The organism is Enterobacter sp. RCC_40 (assembly GCF_041360735.1).
GTDB lineage: Bacteria > Pseudomonadota > Gammaproteobacteria > Enterobacterales > Enterobacteriaceae > Enterobacter > Enterobacter ludwigii.
Window position 1 is genome coordinate 57,541 of sequence record NZ_JBFUPR010000008.1, and the last position, 24,239, is coordinate 81,779.

Annotated in this window: 16 protein-coding genes and 1 pseudogene; 13 read left to right on the forward strand and 4 right to left on the reverse strand. The window is 56.3% G+C overall.

The window, feature by feature from the left end; genetic code table 11:
* Positions 1–19 precede the first annotated feature (19 nt).
* Together AB6731_RS20395 and AB6731_RS20400 are read right to left on the reverse strand one after the other, a co-directional pair.
* On the reverse strand, positions 20–1,387 hold the full coding sequence (locus tag AB6731_RS20395) for a 6-phospho-alpha-glucosidase (RefSeq protein WP_014171173.1): 1,368 nt from the start codon (positions 1,385–1,387) through the stop codon (positions 20–22).
* A gap of 12 nt (positions 1,388–1,399) precedes the next feature.
* Positions 1,400–2,944: a PTS transporter subunit EIIC gene (locus AB6731_RS20400; RefSeq protein WP_371006739.1), complete on the reverse strand. Its 1,545-nt coding sequence runs from the start codon at positions 2,942–2,944 to the stop codon at positions 1,400–1,402.
* A gap of 285 nt (positions 2,945–3,229) precedes the next feature.
* Here AB6731_RS20400 and AB6731_RS20405 point away from each other — a divergent pair, with 285 nt between their 5' ends.
* The 13 genes and pseudogenes from AB6731_RS20405 (at position 3,230) to AB6731_RS20465 (ending at position 22,866) form a co-directional block, all read left to right on the forward strand.
* A complete protein-coding gene (locus tag AB6731_RS20405; RefSeq protein ID WP_371006740.1) occupies positions 3,230–8,182 on the forward strand; it encodes an alpha-2-macroglobulin in 4,953 nt (1,650 codons plus the stop codon).
* Between the two features lies 1 nt (position 8,183).
* Positions 8,184–10,508, forward strand: a complete 2,325-nt coding sequence (gene pbpC / locus AB6731_RS20410; RefSeq protein WP_032678687.1) for a peptidoglycan glycosyltransferase PbpC — start codon at positions 8,184–8,186, stop codon at positions 10,506–10,508.
* A gap of 156 nt (positions 10,509–10,664) precedes the next feature.
* Positions 10,665–11,096 carry a nucleoside-diphosphate kinase gene (gene ndk, locus AB6731_RS20415; RefSeq protein WP_003860625.1) on the forward strand — a complete coding sequence of 144 codons (432 nt, stop codon included), beginning with the start codon at positions 10,665–10,667 and terminating at the stop codon, positions 11,094–11,096.
* Positions 11,097–11,265: 169 nt separating this feature from the next.
* The gene (locus tag AB6731_RS20420; RefSeq protein WP_014171168.1) at positions 11,266–12,432 is read left to right on the forward strand and encodes a bifunctional tRNA (adenosine(37)-C2)-methyltransferase TrmG/ribosomal RNA large subunit methyltransferase RlmN; all 1,167 of its coding nucleotides are present in this window, start codon (positions 11,266–11,268) and stop codon (positions 12,430–12,432) included.
* Between the two features lie 293 nt (positions 12,433–12,725).
* Positions 12,726–13,742, forward strand: a complete 1,017-nt coding sequence (gene rodZ / locus AB6731_RS20425; RefSeq protein ID WP_138278305.1) for a cytoskeleton protein RodZ — start codon at positions 12,726–12,728, stop codon at positions 13,740–13,742.
* 26 nt (positions 13,743–13,768) lie between these two features.
* Entirely contained in the window at positions 13,769–14,887 is a 1,119-nt protein-coding gene (gene ispG / locus AB6731_RS20430; RefSeq protein ID WP_014171166.1) for a flavodoxin-dependent (E)-4-hydroxy-3-methylbut-2-enyl-diphosphate synthase, read from the forward strand.
* A gap of 81 nt (positions 14,888–14,968) precedes the next feature.
* On the forward strand, positions 14,969–16,243 hold the full coding sequence (gene hisS / locus AB6731_RS20435) for a histidine--tRNA ligase (protein WP_020883031.1): 1,275 nt from the start codon (positions 14,969–14,971) through the stop codon (positions 16,241–16,243).
* Between the two features lie 13 nt (positions 16,244–16,256).
* Complete coding sequence (locus tag AB6731_RS20440) at positions 16,257–16,877, forward strand: YfgM family protein (RefSeq protein WP_020883032.1); 621 nt, start codon at positions 16,257–16,259, stop codon at positions 16,875–16,877.
* Positions 16,878–16,887: 10 nt separating this feature from the next.
* Positions 16,888–18,066, forward strand: coding sequence for an outer membrane protein assembly factor BamB (gene bamB, locus AB6731_RS20445; RefSeq protein ID WP_014171163.1), 1,179 nt, complete (start codon positions 16,888–16,890; stop codon positions 18,064–18,066).
* A gap of 112 nt (positions 18,067–18,178) precedes the next feature.
* The gene (gene der / locus AB6731_RS20450; RefSeq protein WP_020883033.1) at positions 18,179–19,651 is read left to right on the forward strand and encodes a ribosome biogenesis GTPase Der; all 1,473 of its coding nucleotides are present in this window, start codon (positions 18,179–18,181) and stop codon (positions 19,649–19,651) included.
* A gap of 300 nt (positions 19,652–19,951) precedes the next feature.
* Positions 19,952–21,493 carry a peptide MFS transporter gene (locus tag AB6731_RS20455; RefSeq protein ID WP_025203468.1) on the forward strand — a complete coding sequence of 514 codons (1,542 nt, stop codon included), beginning with the start codon at positions 19,952–19,954 and terminating at the stop codon, positions 21,491–21,493.
* A gap of 65 nt (positions 21,494–21,558) precedes the next feature.
* Positions 21,559–22,592: pseudogene (locus AB6731_RS20460) on the forward strand (oxidoreductase).
* A 52-nt stretch (positions 22,593–22,644) separates the two neighbouring features.
* Complete coding sequence (locus tag AB6731_RS20465; RefSeq protein WP_025203470.1) at positions 22,645–22,866, forward strand: zinc ribbon domain-containing protein; 222 nt, start codon at positions 22,645–22,647, stop codon at positions 22,864–22,866.
* Here AB6731_RS20465 and AB6731_RS20470 read toward each other — a convergent pair.
* Together AB6731_RS20470 and AB6731_RS20475 are read right to left on the reverse strand one after the other, a co-directional pair.
* The gene (locus AB6731_RS20470; protein ID WP_020883037.1) at positions 22,863–23,213 is read right to left on the reverse strand and encodes a protealysin inhibitor emfourin; all 351 of its coding nucleotides are present in this window, start codon (positions 23,211–23,213) and stop codon (positions 22,863–22,865) included. The two genes, AB6731_RS20465 and AB6731_RS20470, sit on opposite strands and share 4 nt — an antisense overlap.
* Positions 23,214–24,233, reverse strand: a complete 1,020-nt coding sequence (locus tag AB6731_RS20475; protein ID WP_014171157.1) for a M4 family metallopeptidase — start codon at positions 24,231–24,233, stop codon at positions 23,214–23,216.
* Positions 24,234–24,239: the final 6 nt, after the last annotated feature.

Below are 24,239 nucleotides of genomic sequence, written 5' to 3' on the forward strand. Positions count from 1 at the left end.
TCAACTCGCGAGCACGACCCTATTTTTTCACCGCTTCACCGTTCTGCCAGGCTTTTTGCAGCGCAGGCCAGTAGTCACGGTTGGCGTCAATCATGTCATCGAGAATCGCTTTTGCGTGCTCCATGGTGGGCACGGTACGGTTCAGGGTGAACGCCTGCAGTGCTTTTTCGTAGCTGCCTTCAATGGTCGCTTCCACCAGCAACTGTTCAGAGGCGAGCTGCTGTTGTAGCAGCGTCTGATGGAACAGCGGGACCCGACCCACGCGGATAGGCTCTGGCCCTTCAGAGGTGATGTAGGCCGGGACTTCCACCACCGCGTCGTACGGCAGATTGGTTATCGCCCCGCGGTTTTCCACCATTACCAGATGGCGCTGACGCAGGTTAAATGCCAGCGAGCAGGCGACATCGACAATAAACTCGCCGTGGACGCCCACGTGGAAGGCATCCGGTAAAATCCCGGTACGCTTATACTCTTCTGCGGCGGCAAACAGCTTTTTCTCACGCCCGTTCATCACTTCGTTCGCGCGGGTATAGTCCGGGTTCTGATGCTCCACAATCTGGTTTGGCATCAGGTAGTACTGCAGATAGGGGTTTGGCAGATATTCCGGGAAGTTATCCATGATGGGCTTGATGTTGCGCCAGGTTTTCACCCACGACGGATCCGAGTGCTGCGGATCGGTTTTGGCCGCATCTTCCGTCAGCAGGCCGAACCTCGCGATATGCCGACGCAGTTCCGGCAGCTTGTCCTCGCCGTCCACCCGCACGCGGGTAAACCAGCCGAAGTGGTTCAGACCAAAGTAGTCCACCTCCAGCTTGTGGCGGTCCACACCCAAAATGGCCCCCATGTTACGCATCGCCGCCACTGGCATATCGCAGATATTAAGCACGCGGGCGTCCGGTCGCAGGCGGCGCACCCCTTCCGCAACGATCGCTGCCGGGTTGGAATAGTTCACGATCCAGGCTTTTTCATGCGCGTAGCGATCCACCAGATCGATCAGCTCGACCATCGGCAGGATCGTGCGCAGGCCGTATGCCAGCCCGCCAGGACCGCAGGTTTCCTGGCCCACCACGCCGTGGCGCAGCGGGATCTTCTCATCCTGCTCACGCATCCTGTACTGGCCGACACGCATCTGGGCGAAGACAAAGTGCGCCCCGCTGAACGCGACTTCCGGGTCTGTGGTCACGGTGAAGGTAATGCTCTGGCTATGGTCGCGAATGACCTTCTCCACCACCGGTGCAATGGTGTTCTGGCGTGCTTCGTCGATATCGTAGAGGCGAATCTCGGCCAGCGGGAAGTCCTGCAGGCGTACCATCAGGCTTTTCACGATACCTGGCGTATAGGTGCTGCCGCCACCGGCAATCGACAGAATAAAAGGGGGTGTAAACATCTTTAGCTCCTCTCAGAGAAACGTCTCAACGGCTTCTCGCATTTTTTTGACATGCAGCCCGTAGACCACCTGAACGTTGTTACCTTGTTTGATAATCCCTTTCGCGCCGGTCGCTTTCAGGCGCGGCTCGTCGATGATGGAGACATCCTTCACCGTGACGCGTAAGCGGGTGTAGCAGTTATCCACTACCTCAATGTTTTCCCGGCCTCCCAGCCCCACCACGATGGATTCACCCAGCCCGTCATTGTTCCCCTTCGCCTGATACTCCTGTTTGCTGTACAGGCGCGTCTCCTGATCGTCATCCTCGCGTCCCGGCGTCTTCATGTTGAAGCGCAGGATCAGGAAGCGGAACACCACAAAATAGAGCGCGAACATGATGAGCCCGACCACGATGTACATCGGCCAGTTGGACTTCTCCGTACCGAGCGGCAGGTTATAAAGAATAAAATCGATAATTCCGTCAGCGCCGATGGCATGAACACCGAACAGGGAGAAAAGCATCATGCCGATGCCGGTCAGCACCGCATGTACCACAAACAGTAGCGGAGCGACGAACAGGAACGAAAACTCAATCGGCTCGGTAACGCCCACCAGCAAAGAGGTTAATGCTGCCGGGATCAGGATGGCTTTGGCTGCCGCTTTGCGCTCCGGCCTGGCGGTCATGTACATCGCCAGCGCCGCCGCGGGCAGGCCAAATATTTTGCTGATGCCGCGCGCGTCCCACACTACCGTGCTGCTCAACTGCTTCACTTCCGGACAAGCCATTTCGGCGAAATAGATATTGCGTGCGCCCTGATAAACCGTGCCGCATACCTCTTGCGTACCCCCAAGTTCGGTATACAGGAAGGGGGTATAGACCAGATGATGCAGGCCGGTCGGCACCAGAATGCGTTCCAGGAAGCCGTAAATGGCCACCCCAAAAGGCCCGGAACCTTTGATCGCCAGCGCCAGTGCGCTGATGCCATGCTGGGCAAATGGCCACAGTTCGCTCATCACGACGCCGAGCAGCATTGAGACAGGAAGCATGACGATGGCGACGAAACAGTGGCCGGAATAGATGGCCATCGCGCCGTTAAACTGTACGCCGGAGTACTTGTTGTACAAGTATCCGGACAGCGCCCCTGTCAGGATCCCGGCGAAAACGCCCATCTCCAGCACCTGCACGCCCAGCACCATACTTTGCCCGGCGGCTTTCATCTGGTCAGCGGGGGCCAGTTCGCCCTGGAGCTGCAGCGTAACGTTCATCGCGTTAATGAAAACAACAAAGGTCACCAGGCCAATCAGGGCCGCATAGCCTTTATCACGCGTGGCCAGGCCAATCGGTATCCCGACGGCAAACACCAGCGCCAGGTTAACCAGTACTGACACGGCCGATTTCGCGATAAGCTGACCAACATGCTGAATCAGCGGATGGCCGAGAAACGGCACATACTCTGCGAGGTTACCGTTCCCCAGGACGTTACCGAATGCGATAAACAGACCGACGATCGGTAAGATAAGTACCGGTCCGTACAACGATTTTCCGAAATTTTGTAGGGCGTTCACGGCTCGTTTCATGACTGTCTCTCTTAGTGAACCGCGCACTCGGGGTGCGTCTTGAGCTTAAAGCTAGCAGGCTAAAGGCGAGGTAATCCAGCTATCTTCTTGTTTTAAAAACAAATGACGTAAAAGGTAACATGTGACGTTTGCGACTGTGATCGGCATAGCAGTGCCTGAGTAAAGGCGTCGTCGCTCTGCGAGGTGCTTTCCAGATTCTAAAATTAGACTTTTTGTATTAATGAAACTTGCGGATAATACTTATCCGGAAGACGACCAACAGGCTCCATGGGCCAGGGACAAAGGATGACACCGTTTCGCTTAGCCGCGATTTCTCTCGCGCTGCTTACCACATTTTCGCTTGTCGGCTTTGATAACAGCGACGATAACTCTCAGGTTGCGGCTCCCGCAGCATCCACAGCAACGACACCGAAAGCACCGGAAAAGCCGGACGCTGAAAAGCTGGCAACGCTGGCGGCACAGAGTCAGGGCAAAGCGCTCACCCTGCTGGATACCTCAGAGGTGCAGCTTGATGGCGCGGCCACGCTGGTGCTGACCTTCTCTGTTCCGCTCAATCCCGATCAGGATTTCGCCAAAACAGTGCATGTGGTGGATAAAAAAAGCGGCAAGGTTGACGGGGCGTGGGAACTCGCACCTAACCTGAAAGAGCTACGCCTGCGCCATCTGGAGCCCAACCGCAATCTGGTTGTCACCGTTGAACGTGATTTGCAGGCGCTGAACAAAGCGACATTTGGTATCGATTACGAAAAAGCCCTGACTACCCGGGATGTTGAACCGACGGTCGGTTTTGCCAGCCGTGGCTCGCTGCTGCCGGGCAAGGTGGTGGAAGGTCTGCCGGTAATGGCGCTCAACGTCAACAATGTTGACGTGAATTTCTACCGCGTGAAGCCTGAATCCCTGGCCTCCTTTGTCAGCCAGTGGGAGTACCGTAACTCCCTGACCAATTGGGAGTCCGATAATCTGCTCAAAATGGCGGACCTGGTGTATACCGGCCGGTTTGACCTCAATCCGGCACGCAACACCCGTGAAAAACTGCTGTTGCCGCTGCGGGATATTAAGCCGCTCCAGCAGTCAGGCGTGTACATTGCGGTCATGAATCAGGCCGGGCACTATAACTACAGCAATGCCGCGACGCTCTTTACCTTAAGTGATATTGGGTTGTCCGCTCACCGTTATCATAACCGTCTGGATATTTTCACCCAGAGCCTGGAAGATGGCGCGGCGCAATCCGGCGTTACCGTCACCCTGTTGAATGATAAAGGGCAGACGCTTGCCGAAGCGAACAGCGATGCTGACGGCCACGCAAAACTTGAGACTGACAAAGAAGCCGCGCTGATTCTGGCCAGCAAAGACGGACAGACCACGCTGCTTGACCTCAAGCTTCCGGCCCTCGATCTGGCGGAGTTTGATATCGCAGGTAACCCAGGCTACAGCAAGCAATTCTTTATGTTTGGCCCGCGCGATCTCTATCGCCCTGGCGAAACGGTGATCCTCAATGGTTTGCTGCGCGACAGCGACGGTAAACCGCTTCCTGCCCAGCCGGTTAAACTAGACGTACTGCGCCCGGACGGACAGGTGGCGCGCACGGTTGTCGTCCAGCCTGAGAACGGCCTCTATCGCTTCAATTATTCCCTGGACGGCGGGGCGCAGACCGGTATGTGGCATATCCGCGCCAATACCGGCGATAACCAACAGCGCCTGTGGGATTTCCACGTTGAAGATTTTATGCCGGAGCGTATGGCGCTTAATCTGACGGGACAAAAAGCGCCGGTTTCCACCGAGGATAACGTCGACTTTAACATTGCGGGTTATTACCTGTATGGCGCACCTGCCAACGGAAATTCCCTGCAAGGCCAGCTTTTCCTGCGACCGCTGCGCGAAGCCGTCGCTGCACTGCCGGGCTTCCAGTTCGGTGATATCGCCGAAGAGAACCTGAGCCGCAGCCTGGATGAAGTTCAGCTAACCCTTGATGAACAGGGGCGCGGACAGGTCTCGACCGAAAGCCAGTGGAAAGAGGCGCATTCACCGCTGCAGCTGATCCTGCAGGCCAGCCTTCTGGAGTCGGGCGGTCGCCCGGTGACGCGCCGTGCTGAGCAGGCCATCTGGCCGGCGGCTGAGCTGCCGGGTATCCGTCCTCAGTTTGCCAGTAAGGCCGTTTATGACTACCGCACTGACACCACCGTCAACCAGCCGATCGTGGATGAAAACGGCAATGCCAGCTTTGATATCGTCTATGCCGATGCCAGCGGGGCAAAAAAGGCGGTTTCCGGGTTACAGGTTCGCCTGATCCGTGAGCGCCGTGACTACTACTGGAACTGGTCAGAGAGCGATGGCTGGCAGTCACAGTTTGATCAGAAAGACCTGGTTGAGGGCGAGCAGGAGCTGACCCTTAAGGCCGATGAAACCGGTAAAGTGACCTTCCCGGTGGAGTGGGGCTCGTACCGTCTGGAGGTCAAAGCGCCGGACGATATGGTCAGCAGCGTGCGCTTCTGGGCCGGCTACAGCTGGCAGGATAATAGTGACGGCACCGGTGCTGCTCGCCCTGACCGTGTGACCATGAAACTGGACAAGCCTTCCTATCAGCCGGGAGATACCATCCAGCTGCATATCGCTGCTCCGGCGGCGGGTAAAGGCTATGCGATGATCGAGTCCAGCGAAGGGCCGCTGTGGTGGAAAGAGATCGACGTACCGGCCAACGGGCTCGATCTCTCAATCCCGGTGGATAAGGCCTGGAAACGTCACGATCTCTATCTCAGCACGCTGGTGGTACGCCCTGGCGATAAATCCAAATCAGCGACGCCGAAACGTGCCGTCGGGTTACTGCATCTGCCGATGGGCGATGAGAATCGCCGCCTGAATGTCGCGCTGGAAAATCCGCAGAAAATGCGGCCAAACCAGACGCTGTCCGTGAAGGTGAAGGCCAGCGTCAAAGAAGGCGCCGTTCCGCAGAAAGTGAATGTGCTGATCTCGGCAGTGGACAGCGGCGTGTTGAACATCACCGATTACGTTACCCCGGATCCGTGGGAAGCGTTCTTCGGTCAGAAGCGCTACGGCGCGGATATCTACGATATTTACGATCAGGTCATTGAAGGGCAGGGCCGCATGGCTGCACTGCGCTTTGGTGGTGACGGCGATGAGCTTAAGCGCGGCGGTAAACCACCGGTGAACCACGTGACTATCATTGCCCAGCAGGCGCAGCCGGTCGAGCTCGATGCTAACGGTGAAGGGACCGTGACGCTGCCCATTGGAGACTTCAACGGCGAGCTGCGTCTGATGGCGCAGGCCTGGACGGAAGATGATTTCGGCAGCAGCGAAGGTAAAGTGATTGTCGCCGCCCCAATCATTACCGAACTGAACACGCCGCGCTTCCTGGCAAGCGGCGATACCTCACGCCTGACGCTGGATGTGACCAACCTGACGGACCAGCCGCAAACGCTGAACGTTGCTTTTACCGCTACCGGCAAGCTGTCGCTTGAGGGCGCACAGCCGCAGCCCGTGAAGTTACCGCCGGGCGCGCGCAGCACTCTGTTTATCCCGGTACGTGCGCTGGATGGCTACGGTGACGGTGAAGTGACCGCTCAGGTGACCGGCCTGCAGCTGCCGGGCGAGACTTTCGCTGCACAACAGAAGAGCTGGAAAATCGGCGTTCGTCCGGCATTCCCGGCGCAGACCGTTAACACCGGTGCCATGCTGAATCCTGGTGAGTCGTGGAGTGCACCGGCGCAGCACCTTAATGGCTTCTCTCCTGCCACGCTACAGGGACAATTGCTGCTGAGCGGGAAACCGCCTCTGAATCTGGCGCGCTATATTCGTGAGCTGCAGGCATACCCGTATGGCTGTCTGGAGCAAACCACCAGTGGTCTGTTCCCGTCGCTCTACACCAACGCGGCGCAGTTGACCGCGCTTGGCATCAAAGGGGATACGGATGACAAGCGCCGTGCGGCCATTGATATCGGAATCTCCCGTCTGCTGCAGATGCAGCGTGATGACGGAGGTTTCGCGCTTTGGGATAAAAACGGTCCGGAGGAGTACTGGCTCACCGCCTATGTCACTGACTTCCTGGTTCGTGCAGGCGAGCAGGGCTACAGCGTGCCTGCTGAGGCGGTTAACAACGCCAACAGCCGCTTGCTGCGTTACCTGCAGGACCCGGGCATGATGTCCATCCGCTACAGCGATGATACCCAGGCCAGTAAATTTGCGGTGCAGGCCTATGCCGCGCTGGTGCTGGCTCGCCAGCAAAAGGCCCCGCTTGGTGCGTTGCGTGAAATCTGGGAACGTCACGGACAGGCCGCTTCCGGGCTGCCGCTGATGCAGCTGGGGATGGCGCTAAAATTGATGGGCGACGCACCGCGCAGCCAGCAGGCACTGGGTCTGGCCATCAAAACGCCGCGTAACGACAGCAAAAACTGGATGGCCGATTATGGCAGTGCGCTTCGTGATAATGCGCTGATGCTCTCTCTGCTTGAGGAGTACAAGCTTCTGCCGGATGCGCAAAATACGCTGCTGAACGCCTTGTCGGAACAAGCTTTCAGCCAGCGCTGGCTCTCGACCCAGGAGAGTAACGCCCTGTTCCTGGCCGGACGCTCGCTGCAAACTTTATCCGGCGCATGGCAGGCGCAAACGTCTCTGGCGGATACTGCATCAGGCGGTGATAAAGCCCTGGTACAGAACGTGAACGGCGACCAGCTTGGCGCGCTGCAGGTGACAAATACCGGTAGCACACCGCTGTGGGTACGCCTTGATAGCACCGGTTATCCGGCATCTGCACCTCAGCCATCGTCTAACGTGCTGCAGATTGAGCGCCATATTCTGGCAACCGACGGCAGCACAAAGTCGCTCACGTCACTGAAGAGCGGCGAGCTGGTGCTGGTATGGCTTGAAGTGAAGGCCAGCCAGAACGTGCCGGATGCGCTGGTTGTCGATCTCCTCCCGGCGGGACTGGAACTGGAAAACCAGAACCTGGCGAGCAGCAGCGCCAGCCTGCAGGACAGCGGCAGCGAAGTGCAGAACCTGCTCAGTCAGATGCAGCAGGCGGATATTCAGCATATGGAATTCCGCGACGATCGCTTTGTGGCGGCGGTGCCGGTTAACGAAGGGCAGCCGGTCACGCTGGTTTATCTGGCGCGCGCCGTGACGCCGGGAACCTATGAGGTGCCGGTCCCGATGGTGGAGTCCATGTATGTGCCGCAGTGGCGGGCAACAGGTGCGGCCAGTGACCCGCTGATTGTTGTACCGTAATATGCGGCTTGTACGTCTGATACGCTCCCGCTGGCTGTGGCTGGCGGGAGCGCTTCTCGTTTTATGGGGGCTGATCCTGGCCGCTGATCGCCTGTGGCCGTTGCCTCTGAAAGAGGTCAACCCCGCACGGGTGGTGGTGGACGAAAAGGGCACACCGCTCTGGCGTTTTGCTGACAGCGAAGGGATCTGGCGCTATCCGGTCACTCTCGAAGAGGTTTCTCCCCGCTATCTTGAAGCCTTGATCCAGTATGAAGATCGCTGGTTCTGGGACCATCCAGGCGTGAATCCGTTCTCTGTGCTGCGCGCCGCCTGGCAGGATCTTACCTCCGGGAGGGTTGTCTCAGGCGGCAGCACGCTCACCATGCAGGTGGCGCGCCTGCTGGATCCGCATCCGCGCACTTTTGGTGGCAAAATTCGTCAGCTCTGGCGAGCCATGCAGCTTGAGTGGCACCTCTCTAAGCGCGACATCCTCACGCTTTATCTTAACCGTGCCCCGTTTGGCGGTACGCTGCAGGGGATTGGTGCGGCAAGCTGGACCTATCTCGGCAAACCGCCTTCGCAACTCAGCTATTCCGAAGCGGCGCTGCTCGCCGTATTGCCGCAGGCGCCAAGCCGGTTGCGTCCTGACCGCTGGCCGGAACGTGCAGAAGCGGCACGCAACAAAGTGCTCGACCGGATGGTGACGCAGGGCGTCTGGTCGGCAAGCCAGGTTAAGGAGTCCCGTGAAGAAGCGGTATGGCTGGCGCCCCGGCAAATGCCGCAGCTGGCACCGCTCTTTTCGCGCATGATGCTCAGTAAAAGTCGCGATACTAAAATTGTGACTACCTTAGATGCGTCCCTGCAGAGGCAGCTTGAAGAACTGGCGATGAACTGGAAATCCCGCCTGCCAGCACGCAGTTCGCTGGCAATGATCGTCGTCGATCACACGGATATGAAAGTGCGTGGCTGGGTGGGATCGGTCGACATTAACGATGACACCCGGTTTAGCCATGTGGATATGGTGAATGCGATCCGATCGCCGGGATCGGTGCTCAAACCCTTTATCTACGGTATGGCGCTGGACGACGGTTTGATCCACCCGGCATCGCTGCTCCAGGATGTTCCAAGAAAAACGGGGGATTATCGCCCGGGTAATTTCGACAGTGGGTTTCATGGGCCGGTGAGTATGAGTGAAGCGCTGGTACGCTCTCTTAATCTGCCCGCCGTGCAGGTGCTCGAGGCATACGGACCAAAACGTTTTGCTGCGATGTTGAGTAATGCAGGTTTGCCGCTGATTTTACCTGCTGGCGCACAGCCGAATTTATCGCTGATCCTGGGGGGGGCAGGGGCGCGGCTGGCCGATATCACCGCGGCCTATAGCGCGTTCGCCCGACACGGTAAAGCGGGCCGGCTGCGCTTACAGCCAGGCGATCCCCTGTCAGAGCGGCCGTTGTTATCCCAGGGGGCGGCGTGGATCATTCGCCGTATTCTGGCCAATGAGGCGCAGCCGCTGCCGGACAATGCGCTGCCTCAGGTGGTACCTCTGGCATGGAAAACGGGAACCAGCTATGGCTACCGTGACGCATGGGCGGTAGGGCTGAATGCCCGTTACGTTATTGGGATCTGGACCGGACGACCGGACGGCACGCCTGTGGCGGGTCAGTTTGGGTTTGCGAGCGCGGTACCTCTGCTTAACCAGGTGAATAATGTACTGCAGTCTGGTTCAACGCTCGATCAGGCGCGTCTGCCACGCGACCCGCGTCCTGACGGTGTGGGGCGCGGCGTCATCTGTTGGCCGGGCGGCCAGTCGCTGCCGGAAGGGAGCGAAAATTGCCGTCGTCGCCTGGCGACCTGGCTGCTGGACGGCAGCGAGCCGCCGACGTTGCTCTTACCGGAACAGGAAGGTATTCGCGGGATCCGTTTCCCGGTCTGGCTGGATAAAGAGGGCAAACGCGTGGCGGCAGACTGCCCGGATGCGACCGAGAAAGTTCTGGATGTCTGGCCGCTGCCGCTGGAACCCTGGCTGCCTGCAGCCGAGCGGCGCTCAGCACGGATCCCTTCGCCATCGGCTACCTGTCCGCCCTTGTCGCAGGACTCACCTGCACCGCTGATGTTGACTGGCGTGCGTGAAGGCGCGGTTATCAAGCGTCTGCCGGGGGAATCCCGCGTCTCGTTACCGCTACAGGCCACCGGCAATAGCGGTGAACGCTGGTGGTTTTTGAATGGCGAACCGCTGGCGGTGAAGAGCCGGGTTTACACCTTGCAGCTTGATAAATCAGGCGATTATCAGGTGCTGGTGATGGATGAAGCGGGGCAGGTGGCAACGGTGAATTTCACGCTGCAGTAGCGTTAAACGTCTCTTCTGCTGTGAGCTGTTGCTAATCTTCGTCTCATTTTAAAAAAATGTTACCTGAATCCATAGGCAATGGCGCTATTGCTCATTATAATCCGCGCCACACCATACTCAGGTATGAAAAACAACAGAACATTTACAGAGGTTATCATGGCTATTGAACGTACTTTTTCCATCATCAAACCAAACGCGGTGGCAAAAAACGTTATTGGCAGCATCTTTGCTCGCTTTGAATCAGCAGGGTTCAAAATCGTTGGCACCAAAATGCTGCACCTGACCGTTGAGCAGGCTCGCGGTTTCTACGCTGAGCACGAAGGTCGTCCATTCTTCGACGGCCTGGTTGAGTTCATGACTTCTGGCCCGATCGTTGTATCCGTACTGGAAGGCGAAAACGCAGTACAGCGTCACCGTGACCTGCTGGGTGCGACCAACCCGGATAACGCACTGGCTGGTACCCTGCGCGCTGACTATGCAGACAGCTTCACCGAGAACGGCACCCACGGTTCCGATTCTGTTGAATCTGCCGCTCGTGAAATCGCGTTCTTCTTCGCTGAAGGCGAAGTGTGTCCACGTACCCGTTAATTTAACGGTTTCGTTTACACATTATTTTCGTAAATGCCGCGTGCAGACGTGGCATCCCTGCGCCAGACTTTGTACAATGCAACGCCCCGGACGAGCAGACTGCTTTCCGGGGCGTTTCTTTTCAACCCTCCATGGGCCATAACGTGTAACAACGAGGCCGGAAAAAATTATGTCTGAATTAGTGAATACCTCCGAAGTCGCCATTCCTGCGGTTCCAAATAAAAATGGAAAAATTAACCTGCTGGATCTGAACCGTCAGCAGATGCGCGAGTTCTTTAAAGAGATGGGCGAGAAGCCGTTTCGTGCCGATCAGGTCATGAAATGGATGTACCACTATTGCAGCGACAACTTTGATGACATGACTGACATCAACAAAGTGCTGCGCAATAAGCTCAAAGAAGTGGCTGAAATCCGTGCACCAGAAGTGGTGGAGGAGCAGCGCTCTGCCGATGGCACCATCAAATGGGCGATTGCCGTTGGCGATCAGCGCGTTGAAACCGTCTACATCCCGGAAGAAGACCGCGCCACGCTGTGCGTCTCCTCTCAGGTGGGCTGTGCGCTGGAGTGCAAGTTCTGCTCAACCGCTCAGCAGGGATTCAACCGTAACCTGCGCGTGTCTGAAATTATCGGCCAGGTGTGGCGTGCGGCGAAAATCGTCGGTGCGGCGAAAGTGACCGGGACCCGTCCAATCACCAACGTAGTGATGATGGGCATGGGCGAGCCACTGCTGAACCTGACCAACGTCGTTCCGGCGATGGAAATCATGCTGGATGACTTCGGCTTCGGTCTGTCCAAGCGTCGCGTAACGCTGTCGACGTCAGGCGTAGTGCCTGCACTGGACAAGCTGGGCGACATGATTGACGTTGCGCTGGCGATCTCCCTGCATGCACCGAACGACGAAATCCGTGACGAAATTGTACCCATCAACAAAAAGTACAATATCGAAACTTTCCTCGCCGCCGTGCGTCGCTACCTGGAGAAATCCAACGCGAACCAGGGCCGCGTGACGATCGAGTATGTCATGCTCGATCACGTAAACGACGGTACCGAGCATGCGCATCAGCTGGCTGAACTGTTGAAAGATACGCCGTGCAAAATCAACCTGATTCCATGGAACCCGTTCCCGGGCGCGCCTTATGGCCGTAGCTCGAACAGCCGTATCGACCGTTTCTCCAAGGTGCTGATGGAGTATGGTTTCACCACTATCGTGCGTAAAACCCGTGGTGATGATATCGATGCTGCATGCGGACAGCTGGCAGGTGATGTGATTGACCGTACCAAACGTACCCTGCGTAAACGCATGCAGGGCGAGACGATTGCGGTCAAAGCTGTTTGATTCTTATGCACTCACGGCGCATTATTTGCGCCGTGAAGCATAATCTTACTGAATAATCAGTCAGATTCGTGATGACTGATCAATAATTACGGTGCGTTTCATCCGACTTTCGGGCAGTATGTAACGACGTAACAACAGTTTATCCTGACGGGCAGGGCTGTGCTGTCATCTCCGGGCTGACAGTCTTATACTGTCTGTTCAAGGTTAACTGATCAGAACTTTCGCGGTGCGGGTGGCATTGTGACTTACCGGCACCTGAACCCTTTTTTTTCACGTACCAGTAGTTGTAGCGAATGAATACTGAAGCCACTCACGACCAACATGAAGCACTCTCCACTGGCGTTCGTCTTCGCAACGCCCGTGAACAACTCGGACTCAGCCAGCAAGCCGTTGCAGAACGCTTATGTCTGAAGGTTTCCACGGTTCGCGATATTGAAGAAGATAAGGCTCCGGCCGATCTGGCTTCAACATTTCTGCGTGGTTACATCCGCTCTTATGCAAAACTGGTGCATATCCCTGAAGAAGAATTACTGCCAATGATGGAGAAGCAGGCACCGGTCCGCGCAGCAAAAGTTGCGCCGATGCAGACCTTCTCCCTGGGAAAACGTCGTAAAAAACGTGATGGCTGGCTGATGAGCTTTACCTGGCTGGTGCTGTTTGTGGTGATCGGCCTGACGGGCGCATGGTGGTGGCAAAACCACAAGGCGCAGCAGGAAGAGATCACCACCATGGCCGATCAATCCTCCGCCGAGCTCAATCAGTCCGGAAATGACAACGCTCAGAGCGTGCCGCTGAATACCGACGGTGCTGCCACCTCCAGCGAGCCGCAGACTGCCGCGACCGATGCGCCTGCAACCGATGCCGGGCAGGCACCCGCCGCAACGGCTAATACCCCTGCGCCTCAGGCTCAGGATCCAAACGCGGTGGTGGCCCCTTCTCAGGCAAACGTGGATACCGCGACCAACGCGCCAGCGGCCACTCAGCCTGCGGACAACGGTGCTGCGTCACTGCCAACCAACCCGGCCGGAACGGCTGCGCCGGCGGCGGACCCAAATGCGCTGGTGATGAACTTCTCTGCTGACTGCTGGCTGGAAGTGACCGATGCAACAGGTAAAAAACTGTTCAGCGGTCTGCAGCGTAAAGATGGCACGTTAAACCTAACCGGCCAGGCACCGTATAAACTTAAAATCGGCGCTCCGGCAGCAGTACAGATCCAGTATCAAGGAAAACCTGTCGACCTGAGCCGCTTTATCAGAACTAACCAGGTTGCGCGTCTTACCGTTAATGCCGAACAATCAGCAGCACAGTAACAGACGGGCAACGCGGGAGATTTTTCATGCATAACCAGGCTCCGATTCAACGTAGAAAATCGAAACGGATTTACGTTGGTAATGTGCCAATCGGCGATGGGGCTCCTATCGCCGTCCAGTCGATGACCAACACGCGTACCACAGACGTGGAAGCGACGGTCAATCAGATCAAAGCGTTAGAACGTGTAGGCGCGGACATTGTTCGCGTCTCCGTGCCGACAATGGATGCCGCAGAGGCGTTCAAACTGATCAAACAGCAGGTCAGCGTTCCGCTGGTTGCTGATATCCACTTCGATTACCGCATTGCGCTGAAAGTTGCTGAATATGGCGTCGACTGCCTGCGTATTAACCCGGGCAACATCGGTAACGAAGAGCGTATCCGCATGGTGGTGGATTGCGCCCGCGATAAAAATATTCCTATCCGTATCGGCGTTAACGCCGGTTCCCTGGAAAAAGATCTGCAGGAAAAATACGGTGAGCCAACGCCGCAGGCGCTGCTTGAATCCGCGATGCGTCACGTTGATCATCTTGATCGTCTGAACTTCGATCAGTTCAAAGTCAGCGTAAAAGCCTCAGATGTGTTCCTGGCAGTAGAGTCTTATCGCCTGCTGGCAAAACAGATCGATCAGCCTTTGCACCTCGGGATTACGGAAGCCGGTGGCCTTCGTAGCGGTTCCGTTAAATCGGCGATCGGCCTGGGGCTGCTGCTCTCGGAAGGGATCGGTGACACCCTGCGCGTTTCGCTGGCGGCCGATCCGGTAGAAGAGATCAAAGTTGGTTTCGATATCCTCAAATCACTGCGTATCCGCGCACGTGGGATCAACTTCATTGCCTGCCCAACCTGTTCACGTCAGGAATTTGACGTGATTGGCACGGTGAATGCGCTTGAGCAACGTCTGGAAGATATCATCACCCCGATGGACGTCTCCATCATCGGGTGCGTGGTGAACGGTCCGGGTGAAGCCCTGGTGTCAACGCTCGGCGTCACCGGCGGTAACAAGAAAAGTGGTCTCTATGAAGATGGCGTGCGTAAAGATCGTCTGGATAATAGTGATATGATCGACCAGCTTGAAGCCCGCATCCGTGCCAAAGCAACAATGATGGATGAAGCGCAGCGCATCAGCATTCAGCAGGTTGAAAAATAACGTGATGGGAAGCGTGGCGCTTCCCATGTATGATTGAACCCATTCTTTGGGTTCTTTTTTGTATATAGAAAGAGAATAAACGTGGCAAAAAACATTCAAGCCATCCGCGGCATGAACGATTATCTGCCTGGCGAAACCGCCATCTGGCAGCGCATTGAAGGCACACTCAAACAGGTGCTCGGCAGCTACGGTTACAGCGAAATCCGTTTGCCGATTGTAGAGCAGACCCCGTTATTCAAACGCGCGATCGGTGAAGTGACCGACGTGGTTGAAAAAGAGATGTACACCTTTGAGGACCGCAACGGCGACAGCCTGACACTGCGTCCGGAAGGTACGGCGGGCTGCGTACGCGCCGGCATCGAACATGGTCTCCTGTACAATCAGGAGCAGCGCCTGTGGTATATCGGCCCGATGTTCCGCCACGAACGTCCACAGAAAGGTCGTTATCGCCAGTTCAACCAGCTGGGTGTGGAAGTCTTTGGCCTGCAGGGCCCGGACATTGACGCCGAACTGATTATGCTGACTGCCCGCTGGTGGCGTGCGCTCGGCATTGCTGAGCACGTCTCACTGGAACTGAACTCCATCGGTTCTCTGGAAGCACGCGCGAACTACCGTGACGCACTGGTTGCGTTCCTGGAGCAGCACAAAGAGAAGCTGGACGAAGACTGCAAACGTCGTATGTACAGCAACCCACTGCGCGTGCTGGATTCCAAAAACCCTGACGTACAGGCGCTGTTGAACGATGCTCCTGCATTGGGCGACTACCTGGACGAAGCGTCACGTGAGCACTTTGCGGGTCTGTGCAAACTACTGGAAGCCGCGGGCATTGCTTATACCGTGAACCAGCGTCTGGTGCGCGGTCTGGACTACTACAACCGCACCGTGTTCGAGTGGGTGACATCCAGCCTCGGTTCCCAGGGCACCGTGTGTGCCGGCGGTCGTTATGACGGTCTGGTTGAGCAGCTTGGTGGTCGTCCAGCCCCTGGCGTTGGCTTCGCCATGGGTCTTGAACGACTTGTTTTGCTGGTTCAGGCAGTTAATCCGGAATTTAAAGCAGATTCCGTTGTCGATATATACCTGGTAGCCTCAGGCGCGGAAACGCAGCCTGCGGCAATGCAGCTTGCGGAACGCGTGCGTGATGCACTGCCGGACGTGAAGCTGATGACCAACCATGGCGGCGGCAACTTCAAAAAACAGTTTGCTCGTGCCGATAAATGGGGCGCAAGTATTGCACTGGTGCTGGGCGAGTCCGAAGTGGCTAACGGCGAAGTGGTTGTGAAAGACCTGCGCTCTGGTGAGCAGACAACGGTAACGCAGGACGGCGTTGCGGCGCACTTGCGCACTCTATTGGGCTAAGGAGAAGGACTGCGTGGAAATTTACGAGAACGAACACGATCAGGTCGACGCGATTAAACGCTTCTTTGTCGAAAACGGCAAGGCGCTGGTTGTTGGGGTTATTTTAGGTGTCGGTGCGCTGGTAGGCTGGCGTTACTGGAACAGTCATCAGGCGGACTCCGCGCGTGACGCGTCGCTGTCGTATGAAAATACCGTTAGCGCAATCCGTGCCGATCAGCCGCAAACGCTGACGGCGGCAGAGAAATTTGCCGCTGACAACAAAAACACCTACGGTGCGCTGGCCGCACTGGAAGTGGCGCAGCAGTACGTTGATAAGAACGAGCTGGATAAAGCCGCTAGCCTGCTGTCACAAGGGCTAACCGCCGCCAGTGATGAAAATCTGAAAGCGGTAATCAATCTGCGCCTGGCTCGTATTCAGGTTCAGCAGAAAAAAGCTGACGATGCGCTGAAAACGCTCGATACCATCAAAGGTGAAGGTTTTGCTGCCATTGTTGCCGATCTGCGCGGTGAAGCACTGCTGAGCAAAGGTGACAAAGCGGGCGCGCGTAAAGCGTGGCAAGCTGGCGTAGAGAGCAAAGCTTCACCTGCGCTGAGCGAAATGATGCAGATGAAAATAAATAATTTGTCCGTCTGAGAGGGACCCGATGCAATTGCGTAAATTACTTCTGCCAGGACTGCTTTCTGTTACGTTATTGAGTGGCTGTTCACTGTTCAGTGGCGAAGAAGACGTTGTGAAAATGTCCCCACTGCCGACTGTTGAAAACCAGTTTACCCCGTCCACCGCGTGGAGCACCTCCGTGGGCGATGGTATTGGTGATTTTTATTCCAACCTGCACCCGGCTTTTGCCGACAGCGTTATCTATGCGGCTGACCGCAAAGGTACCGTGAAGGCGGTTAATGCCGATGACGGGAAAGAAGTGTGGTCGGTTAACCTGGCGGAAAAAGACGGCTGGTTCTCTCGTAAACCGGCACTGCTTTCTGGCGGTCTGACCGTTGCCGGTGGGCATGTGTACGTGGGTAGCGAAAAAGCCCAGGTCTATGCTCTCAACACCAGCGATGGTTCTGTTGCATGGCAAACCTCCGTGGCCGGTGAGTCTCTATCTCGTCCGGTCGTGAGCGACGGCATGGTACTGATCCACACCAGCAACGGCCAGCTGCAGGCGCTGAACGAAGCCGATGGTCTGGTGAAATGGACCGTGAACCTGGATATGCCTTCCTTGTCCCTGCGCGGTGAATCTGCGCCGGCTACCGCCTTTGGTGCCGCCATTGTTGGCGGTGACAACGGTCGTGTAAGCGCGGTACTGATGCAGCAAGGCCAGATGATCTGGCAGCAGCGTATTTCTCAGGCGACAGGCTCAACGGAAATCGATCGTCTGAGCGATGTCGACACGACCCCGGTTATCGTTGACGGTGTGGTTTACGCACTGGCCTATAACGGTAACCTGACCGCGCTGGATCTGCGCAGCGGCCAGGTCATGTGGAAACGTGAACTGGGTTCGGTAAATGATTTCGTGGTTGATGGCAACCGTATCTATATGGTCGATCAGAACGACCGTCTGCTGGCGCTCAGCACCGAAGGTGGTGTTACGCTGTGGACGCAAAGCGATCTGCTGCACCGTCTGCTGACCGCACCAGCACTGTATAACGGTAGCCTGGTGGTGGGTGATAGCGAAGGGTATATGCACTGGATTGACCCGGACAACGGTCGTTTTGTTGCTCAGCAAAAAGTCGACAGCTCAGGTTTCCTGACGGAACCGGTCGTGGCTGACGGCAAACTGCTGATTCAGGCAAAAGACGGCACGCTGTACGCGATCACGCGTTAATTACCCAGCGGTTGTAGTATACTAAACGGCTCCTGTTCACTCAGGAGCCGTTTTGACATTTTTAAAAACGCCGCAAATGCGACGTTTATTTGAATTTTATGAGGCTTCAAACATGGTACCTGTGGTCGCGCTTGTCGGGCGCCCTAACGTTGGAAAATCCACTCTTTTTAACCGTTTAACACGCACCCGTGATGCGCTGGTTGCGGATTTCCCGGGGCTGACGCGTGACCGTAAGTACGGTCGTGCAGAAGTAGAAGGACGCGAGTTCATCTGTATTGATACCGGTGGTATTGACGGGACAGAAGATGGTGTTGAAACCCGCATGGCGGAACAGTCGCTGCTGGCGATTGAAGAAGCTGATGTGGTTCTGTTTATGGTGGACGCTCGCGCAGGCCTGATGCCGGCGGACTCCGCTATTGCGAAACATCTGCGCTCGCGTGAAAAACCCACTTTCCTGGTGGCGAACAAAACTGACGGTATTGATGCAGACCAGGCGGTTGCGGATTTCTGGTCCTTAGGTCTGGGCGAAATCTACCCGATTGCGGCATCTCATGGTCGTGGCGTGACCAGCCTGCTGGAAACCGTTTTGCTGCCGTGGGTTGATGAAGTTAACCCGCCGGAAGAGATCGATGAAGACGCCGAATATTGGGCGCAGTTCGAAGACGGCGAAGCGGGCGAGGAAGAGCCTGAAGACGACTTCAACCCGCAGGATCTGCCGATCAAACTGGCTATCGTGGGCCGTCCAAACGTAGGTAAGTCTACACTTACTAACCGTATCCTCGGCGAAGAGCGTGTGGTCGTTTACGACATGCCGGGCACCACCCGCGACAGTATTTATATCCCGATGCAGCGCGATGAGCGTGAGTATGTGCTCATTGACACCGCAGGCGTACGTAAGCGCGGGAAAATCACCGATGTGGTGGAAAAATTCTCCGTTATCAAGACTCTGCAGGCGATTGAAGATGCCAACGTGGTCATGCTGGTCATCGATGCGCGTGAAGGTATCTCCGATCAGGACCTTTCTCTGCTCGGCTTCATTCTGAATAGTGGGCGCTCACTCGTTATCGTGGTCAACAAATGGGATGGCCTGAGTAATGAGGTGAGAGAGCAGGTGAAAGAGACGCTCGACTTCCGTCTGGGCTTTATCGACTTTGCTCGCGTGCACTTTATCTCTGCGTTACACGGCAGCGGTGTAGGTAATCTGTTTGAGTCCGTGCGTGAAGCGTACGACAGCTCCACCCGTCGTCAGAGCACCGCCATGCTGACCCGTATCATGAACATGGCAGCAGAAGACCATCAGCCGCCGCTGGTGCGTGGTCGTCGCGTGAAGCTGAAATATGCTCATGCTGGTGGTTATAACCCACCAATCGTGGTGATTCACGGCAACCAGGTTAAAGACCTGCCGGATTCCTACAAGCGCTATCTGATGAACTACTTCCGTAAATCACTGGACGTAATGGGCACGCCAATCCGCATCCAGTTCAAGGAAGGGGAGAACCCGTTCGCCAACAAGCGCAATACCCTGACGCCAAACCAGATGCGTAAGCGTAAGCGTTTGATTAAGCACATTAAGAAAAGCAAATAAGCGTTGCCGTTCTTTCTGAAGCCCGCGTTGATCGCGGGCTTTTTTTCGCCCGCTCATACCGCCAGTCCACTCTGTGTGATGTCAATCACTATTCACTTTTAACCAAGTTTAAATCTAAGAAAGTAGACAATCATCGAATTTTCATCTTAAAGTCCAGGGTCCGGTACTAGACAAAACTAGCGACTGGTTATCAAATGGTTAACTAACTTTTCACCGCATGTAAAAAATCGGTCAGATACGTAACTGGCCGGCGTACATGCTGGTGTTTACAAGCACGACACATACCTTCCTGGGAGAATTATGCAATCCTCTGTTAATCAAAAAGAAAGCCGAACGTTCTTCGGCCACCCTTATCCGCTCGGTTCGCTGTTCTTTACCGAGATGTGGGAACGTTTCTCGTTTTACGGCATTCGCCCATTACTGATCCTGTTTATGGCCGCCACCGTGTATGACGGCGGGATGGGGCTGGCACGTGAAAACGCGTCGGCAATTGTGGGCATCTTTGCCGGCACCATGTACCTGGCCGCACTGCCGGGTGGCTGGCTGGCGGATAACTGGCTCGGCCAGCAGAAAGCCGTCTGGTACGGTTCTATCCTGATTGCGCTCGGCCACCTGTCGATTGCGCTCTCGGCCATCATGGGCGATAACCTGTTCTTTATCGGCCTGATGTTCATCGTGCTCGGTTCTGGTCTGTTTAAGACCTGTATCTCGGTCATGGTGGGGACGCTGTACAAAAAAGGCGATGCGCGTCGTGACGGCGGTTTCTCGCTGTTCTACATGGGCATCAACATGGGCTCGTTTATCGCGCCGCTGATTTCCGGCTGGCTGATTAAATCTCACGGCTGGCACTGGGGCTTCGGCATTGGTGGCATCGGGATGCTGGTTGCCCTGATCATCTTCCGTGTGTTTGCCGTTCCGGCAATGAAACGCTATGACAGCGAAGTGGGGCTGGACTCGACCTGGAACAGCCCGGTGGTGAAAAGAAACGGCGTAGGCGCATGGTTGCTGGCGCTGGCCGTTGGGGTGGCTGTTATCGTTACGCTGATCGCGCAGGGTGTGATTGTGATTAACCCGGTTGCGGTAGCCAGCGTGCTGGTTTACGTGATTGCGGCGTCCGTTGCCCTCTACTTTATCTACCTGTTCCTTTTTGCGGGCCTGAATCGTAAAGAGCGTGCCAGACTTCTGGTCTGTTTTATTCTGCTGGTCTCCGCTGCGTTCTTCTGGTCCGCCTTCGAGCAGAAGCCAACGTCATTCAACCTCTTTGCCAACGACTACACTAACCGCATGATCGGTGATTTCGAAATCCCGGCGGTATGGTTCCAGTCGATTAACGCTCTGTTCATCATCCTGTTGGCACCGGTATTCAGCTGGGCCTGGCCGAAACTTGCCAGCATGAACATTCGTCCGAGCAGTATCACCAAGTTTGTTATTGGTATTTTGTGTGCCGCCGCAGGCTTTGGTCTGATGATGCTGGCTGCGCAGAACGTACTGAATAACGGTGGCGCGGGCGTGTCGCCATTCTGGCTGGTGGGGAGCATTTTGATGCTGACGCTGGGGGAACTGTGCCTGAGCCCGATTGGTCTGGCGACCATGACGCTGCTGGCACCGGAAAGAATGCGTGGGCAGATGATGGGCCTGTGGTTCTGCGCAAGTGCGCTGGGCAACCTGGCGGCAGGTCTGATTGGCGGTCACGTGAAGGCCGACCAGCTGGATATGCTGCCGGATCTCTTCGCACGTTGCTCCATCGCGCTGCTGATTTGTGCCGCGGTGCTGATCGTCCTCATTGTTCCGGTACGTCGCATGCTGGAAAATGCGCAGACTAAACCGGCCGCTAACGCCTGATAACGCCTTGCTCGTCAATACCGGGGCAGGCGTTTGCCCCGGTAATTTACTCGACGAGGTAGAACATGCTGTTAGGGTTTGTTGGTCTTGGCGCGGTGGTGGAAACCGCGTACTTACCCGCACTACACAATCTTTATGGCGATTCACTGCACTGCCTGGGTTTTGATGTTCAGCCAGGCAGACACCCTGAAGGCGTAACGCGCTGCGCCTCTCTCACCGAACTTCTCTCGCATCCTCTTGATACCCTGTTTATTACCACGGCTTCTCTGCAGCATCTTGAGGTGCTGGAGCACGCCCTGGCGTCTCCTGTGGTGCGGATCGTGGTTGAAAACCCATCGTCGCCACGCTCGCGCAGCTCGAAAAACTGAACAGGCTGCTGGCGTTGCCCGGTGCGGCGTCTCGTGTGCTCGCACTTGACCACTGGATGGCGCGCCTCGCAACGGTTCAGCTTGGTCTGATCGGGACTTTTGCTGATATCGCCAGAATTGACGGTTTTTTGCAGGAACCGAGCGGGTTTAACGCAAAAGGAGAACCTGTCGCGCTTAACTTCGCCACGGGTGAAGTGGACACCCGCACGCTTCGCCATCCTGACGGCGTTATCCTGGACATCGGCACGCATGTGCTGGCGATGCTGCGTGAAACGGTGCGTTATCTGGGGGGCGGGGATGATATGACGCTGCAGGTGGTGGCCGCTACTGACCGGCTTGGGCGTGAGATCAAACAGGGCGATCTCACCACGGCAGAGGGCAGCGCTCATCTTCGCGGGCAGCTTAGTGGCATTCCGGTGGAGATTTGGCTCAACAAATATGCGGGACCGTCAGGCGGGCAAAAAGGGTTACGGCTGTATCTGCATGACGGGCGCGTCATAAGCCACGATCGTCACGGAGCAGAAGATGTGCTCGTGCTGACGGACGGCGATCGGGTTCAGCGCTGGCATATTCCAGGCACGATTTATATGCACTGCCTGGCAGAGCGCATTCTGGGGCAGAAAAGTCTTTTCGAATGTGACCCGGAAGAAGTGAGCCGGACGACACGCCGTCGAATGGCGGAAGTAGAACTGCTGCTGACCTTACAGCAACAGCTGCGTGGCCCGCACTGAGTGCTGCGTGTTAATATCAACGTATTACAGAATGCCCAGCAAAGGAGTCATCATGTCGATTACCTGCCCGGATTGCCACGCAGAGCTTGAAGTGCAAAATGGCGTCGCCCACTGTGAGCACTGCGATAAGGATATCGCGCTCGAAGCCCGCTGCCCGGAGTGTCATCAGCCACTCCAGGTCTTAAAAGCCTGCGGTGCGGTGGATTATTTCTGCCAGAACGGCCACGGCCTGATTTCGAAAAAGCGCGTGGAGTTTGTCCCGGCTGAAGCTTAATCACACACGCAGCCTTCGCCTTTCTGCCATAGCTCGACCAGCGACTCAGGGGCTTCCTGCTCAGGCACCAGCACAATCATATCGGTGTACTGGGCCTGATTGTGCTGAGTCCAGATTATCTGGATGCGAAAATAACGCTGATCGCCACTCCCCGGCGAGGTGGGTTCACCCGGCGGCTGGCCGCGTGGAAATGCCTGCTCCAGGATGCTTACCACGCGCTGACGTTGGGCCTCATTGAGTGAAGAAAGCGTAATGGTGCGTTGGCCGCTTAGCTTAGGGATAAAAGCGACGCCGCCTTCCCGGGCCAGCTCAACGACGGCGTCATCTGTGAGTTCCGGAACCTGCATTTACAGCACTCCCACCTGTTCCCAGGCTTGTTTTATCGCAGCTGCCACGTCACCACCGGACCGTTTCTCGCCGTGGGCAACCGTCAGTTTTGCGAAGGCCTCAAAATCGGCATCTTGCGCCAGGTGACGGTCGCAAACTGTGTCGTACCAGGCATATCCCGCTTTTTCCCAGGCATGACCCCCAATCGCCTTCGCGGCCAGATAAAACGCCCGGTTGGGAATACCTGAATTCAGGTGTACGCCGCCGTTGTCTTCGCGCGTTTTGATAAAGTCTTTCATGTGCCCAGGCTGCGGGTCTTTACCGAGCAGAGGATCGTCATAGGCGGTGCCGGGCGCTGACATGGAGCGCAGCCCTTTGCCGTTAATACCGTCTGCCAGAAGCCCCTCACCAATCAGCCAGTCGGCTTCATCGGCGGTCTGTTTGAGGTGGTACTGTTTGACCAGCGAGCCAAACACATCTGACAATGATTCATTCAGTGCGCCAGACTGCTCAAAATAGATAAGCCCGGCTTCGGTCTCGGTGACACCGTGGCTTAGCTCGTGGGCCACTACGTCAATGGCAATGGTAAAGCGGTTAAATATTTCGCCGTCGCCATCGCCAAAGACCATCTGCTGACCATTCCAGAAGGCGTTCTGATATTCCCGGCCATAGTGCACGGTACCGGTCAGGATCAGGCCTTTATTATCAAGCGAATCGCGCTGATACATTTTCCAGAAGAAATCATGGGTGACCCCCAAATAATTGTAGGCTTCATCAACGGCCACATCGCCATTTGACGGCTGGCCCTCATAACGCACCTGGGTACCCGGCAGCTCCTGCGTCTGTCTGGCATCGTAAATATCACGCTCCAGTTGACCGGCTTTATTGACGTGCGGCGCGGCGGGTTTGCCCGGCATATGCGCCATGAGCGTTTGCACATGCGTTAACGTCTGACGGGCGCAGCGCTGCTGCGGCTCAGAGCCACTTTCGATAATGCGACGAAGAATATAGGGGGGAATGACGCTGTGAAGATAAGACATGCTGCT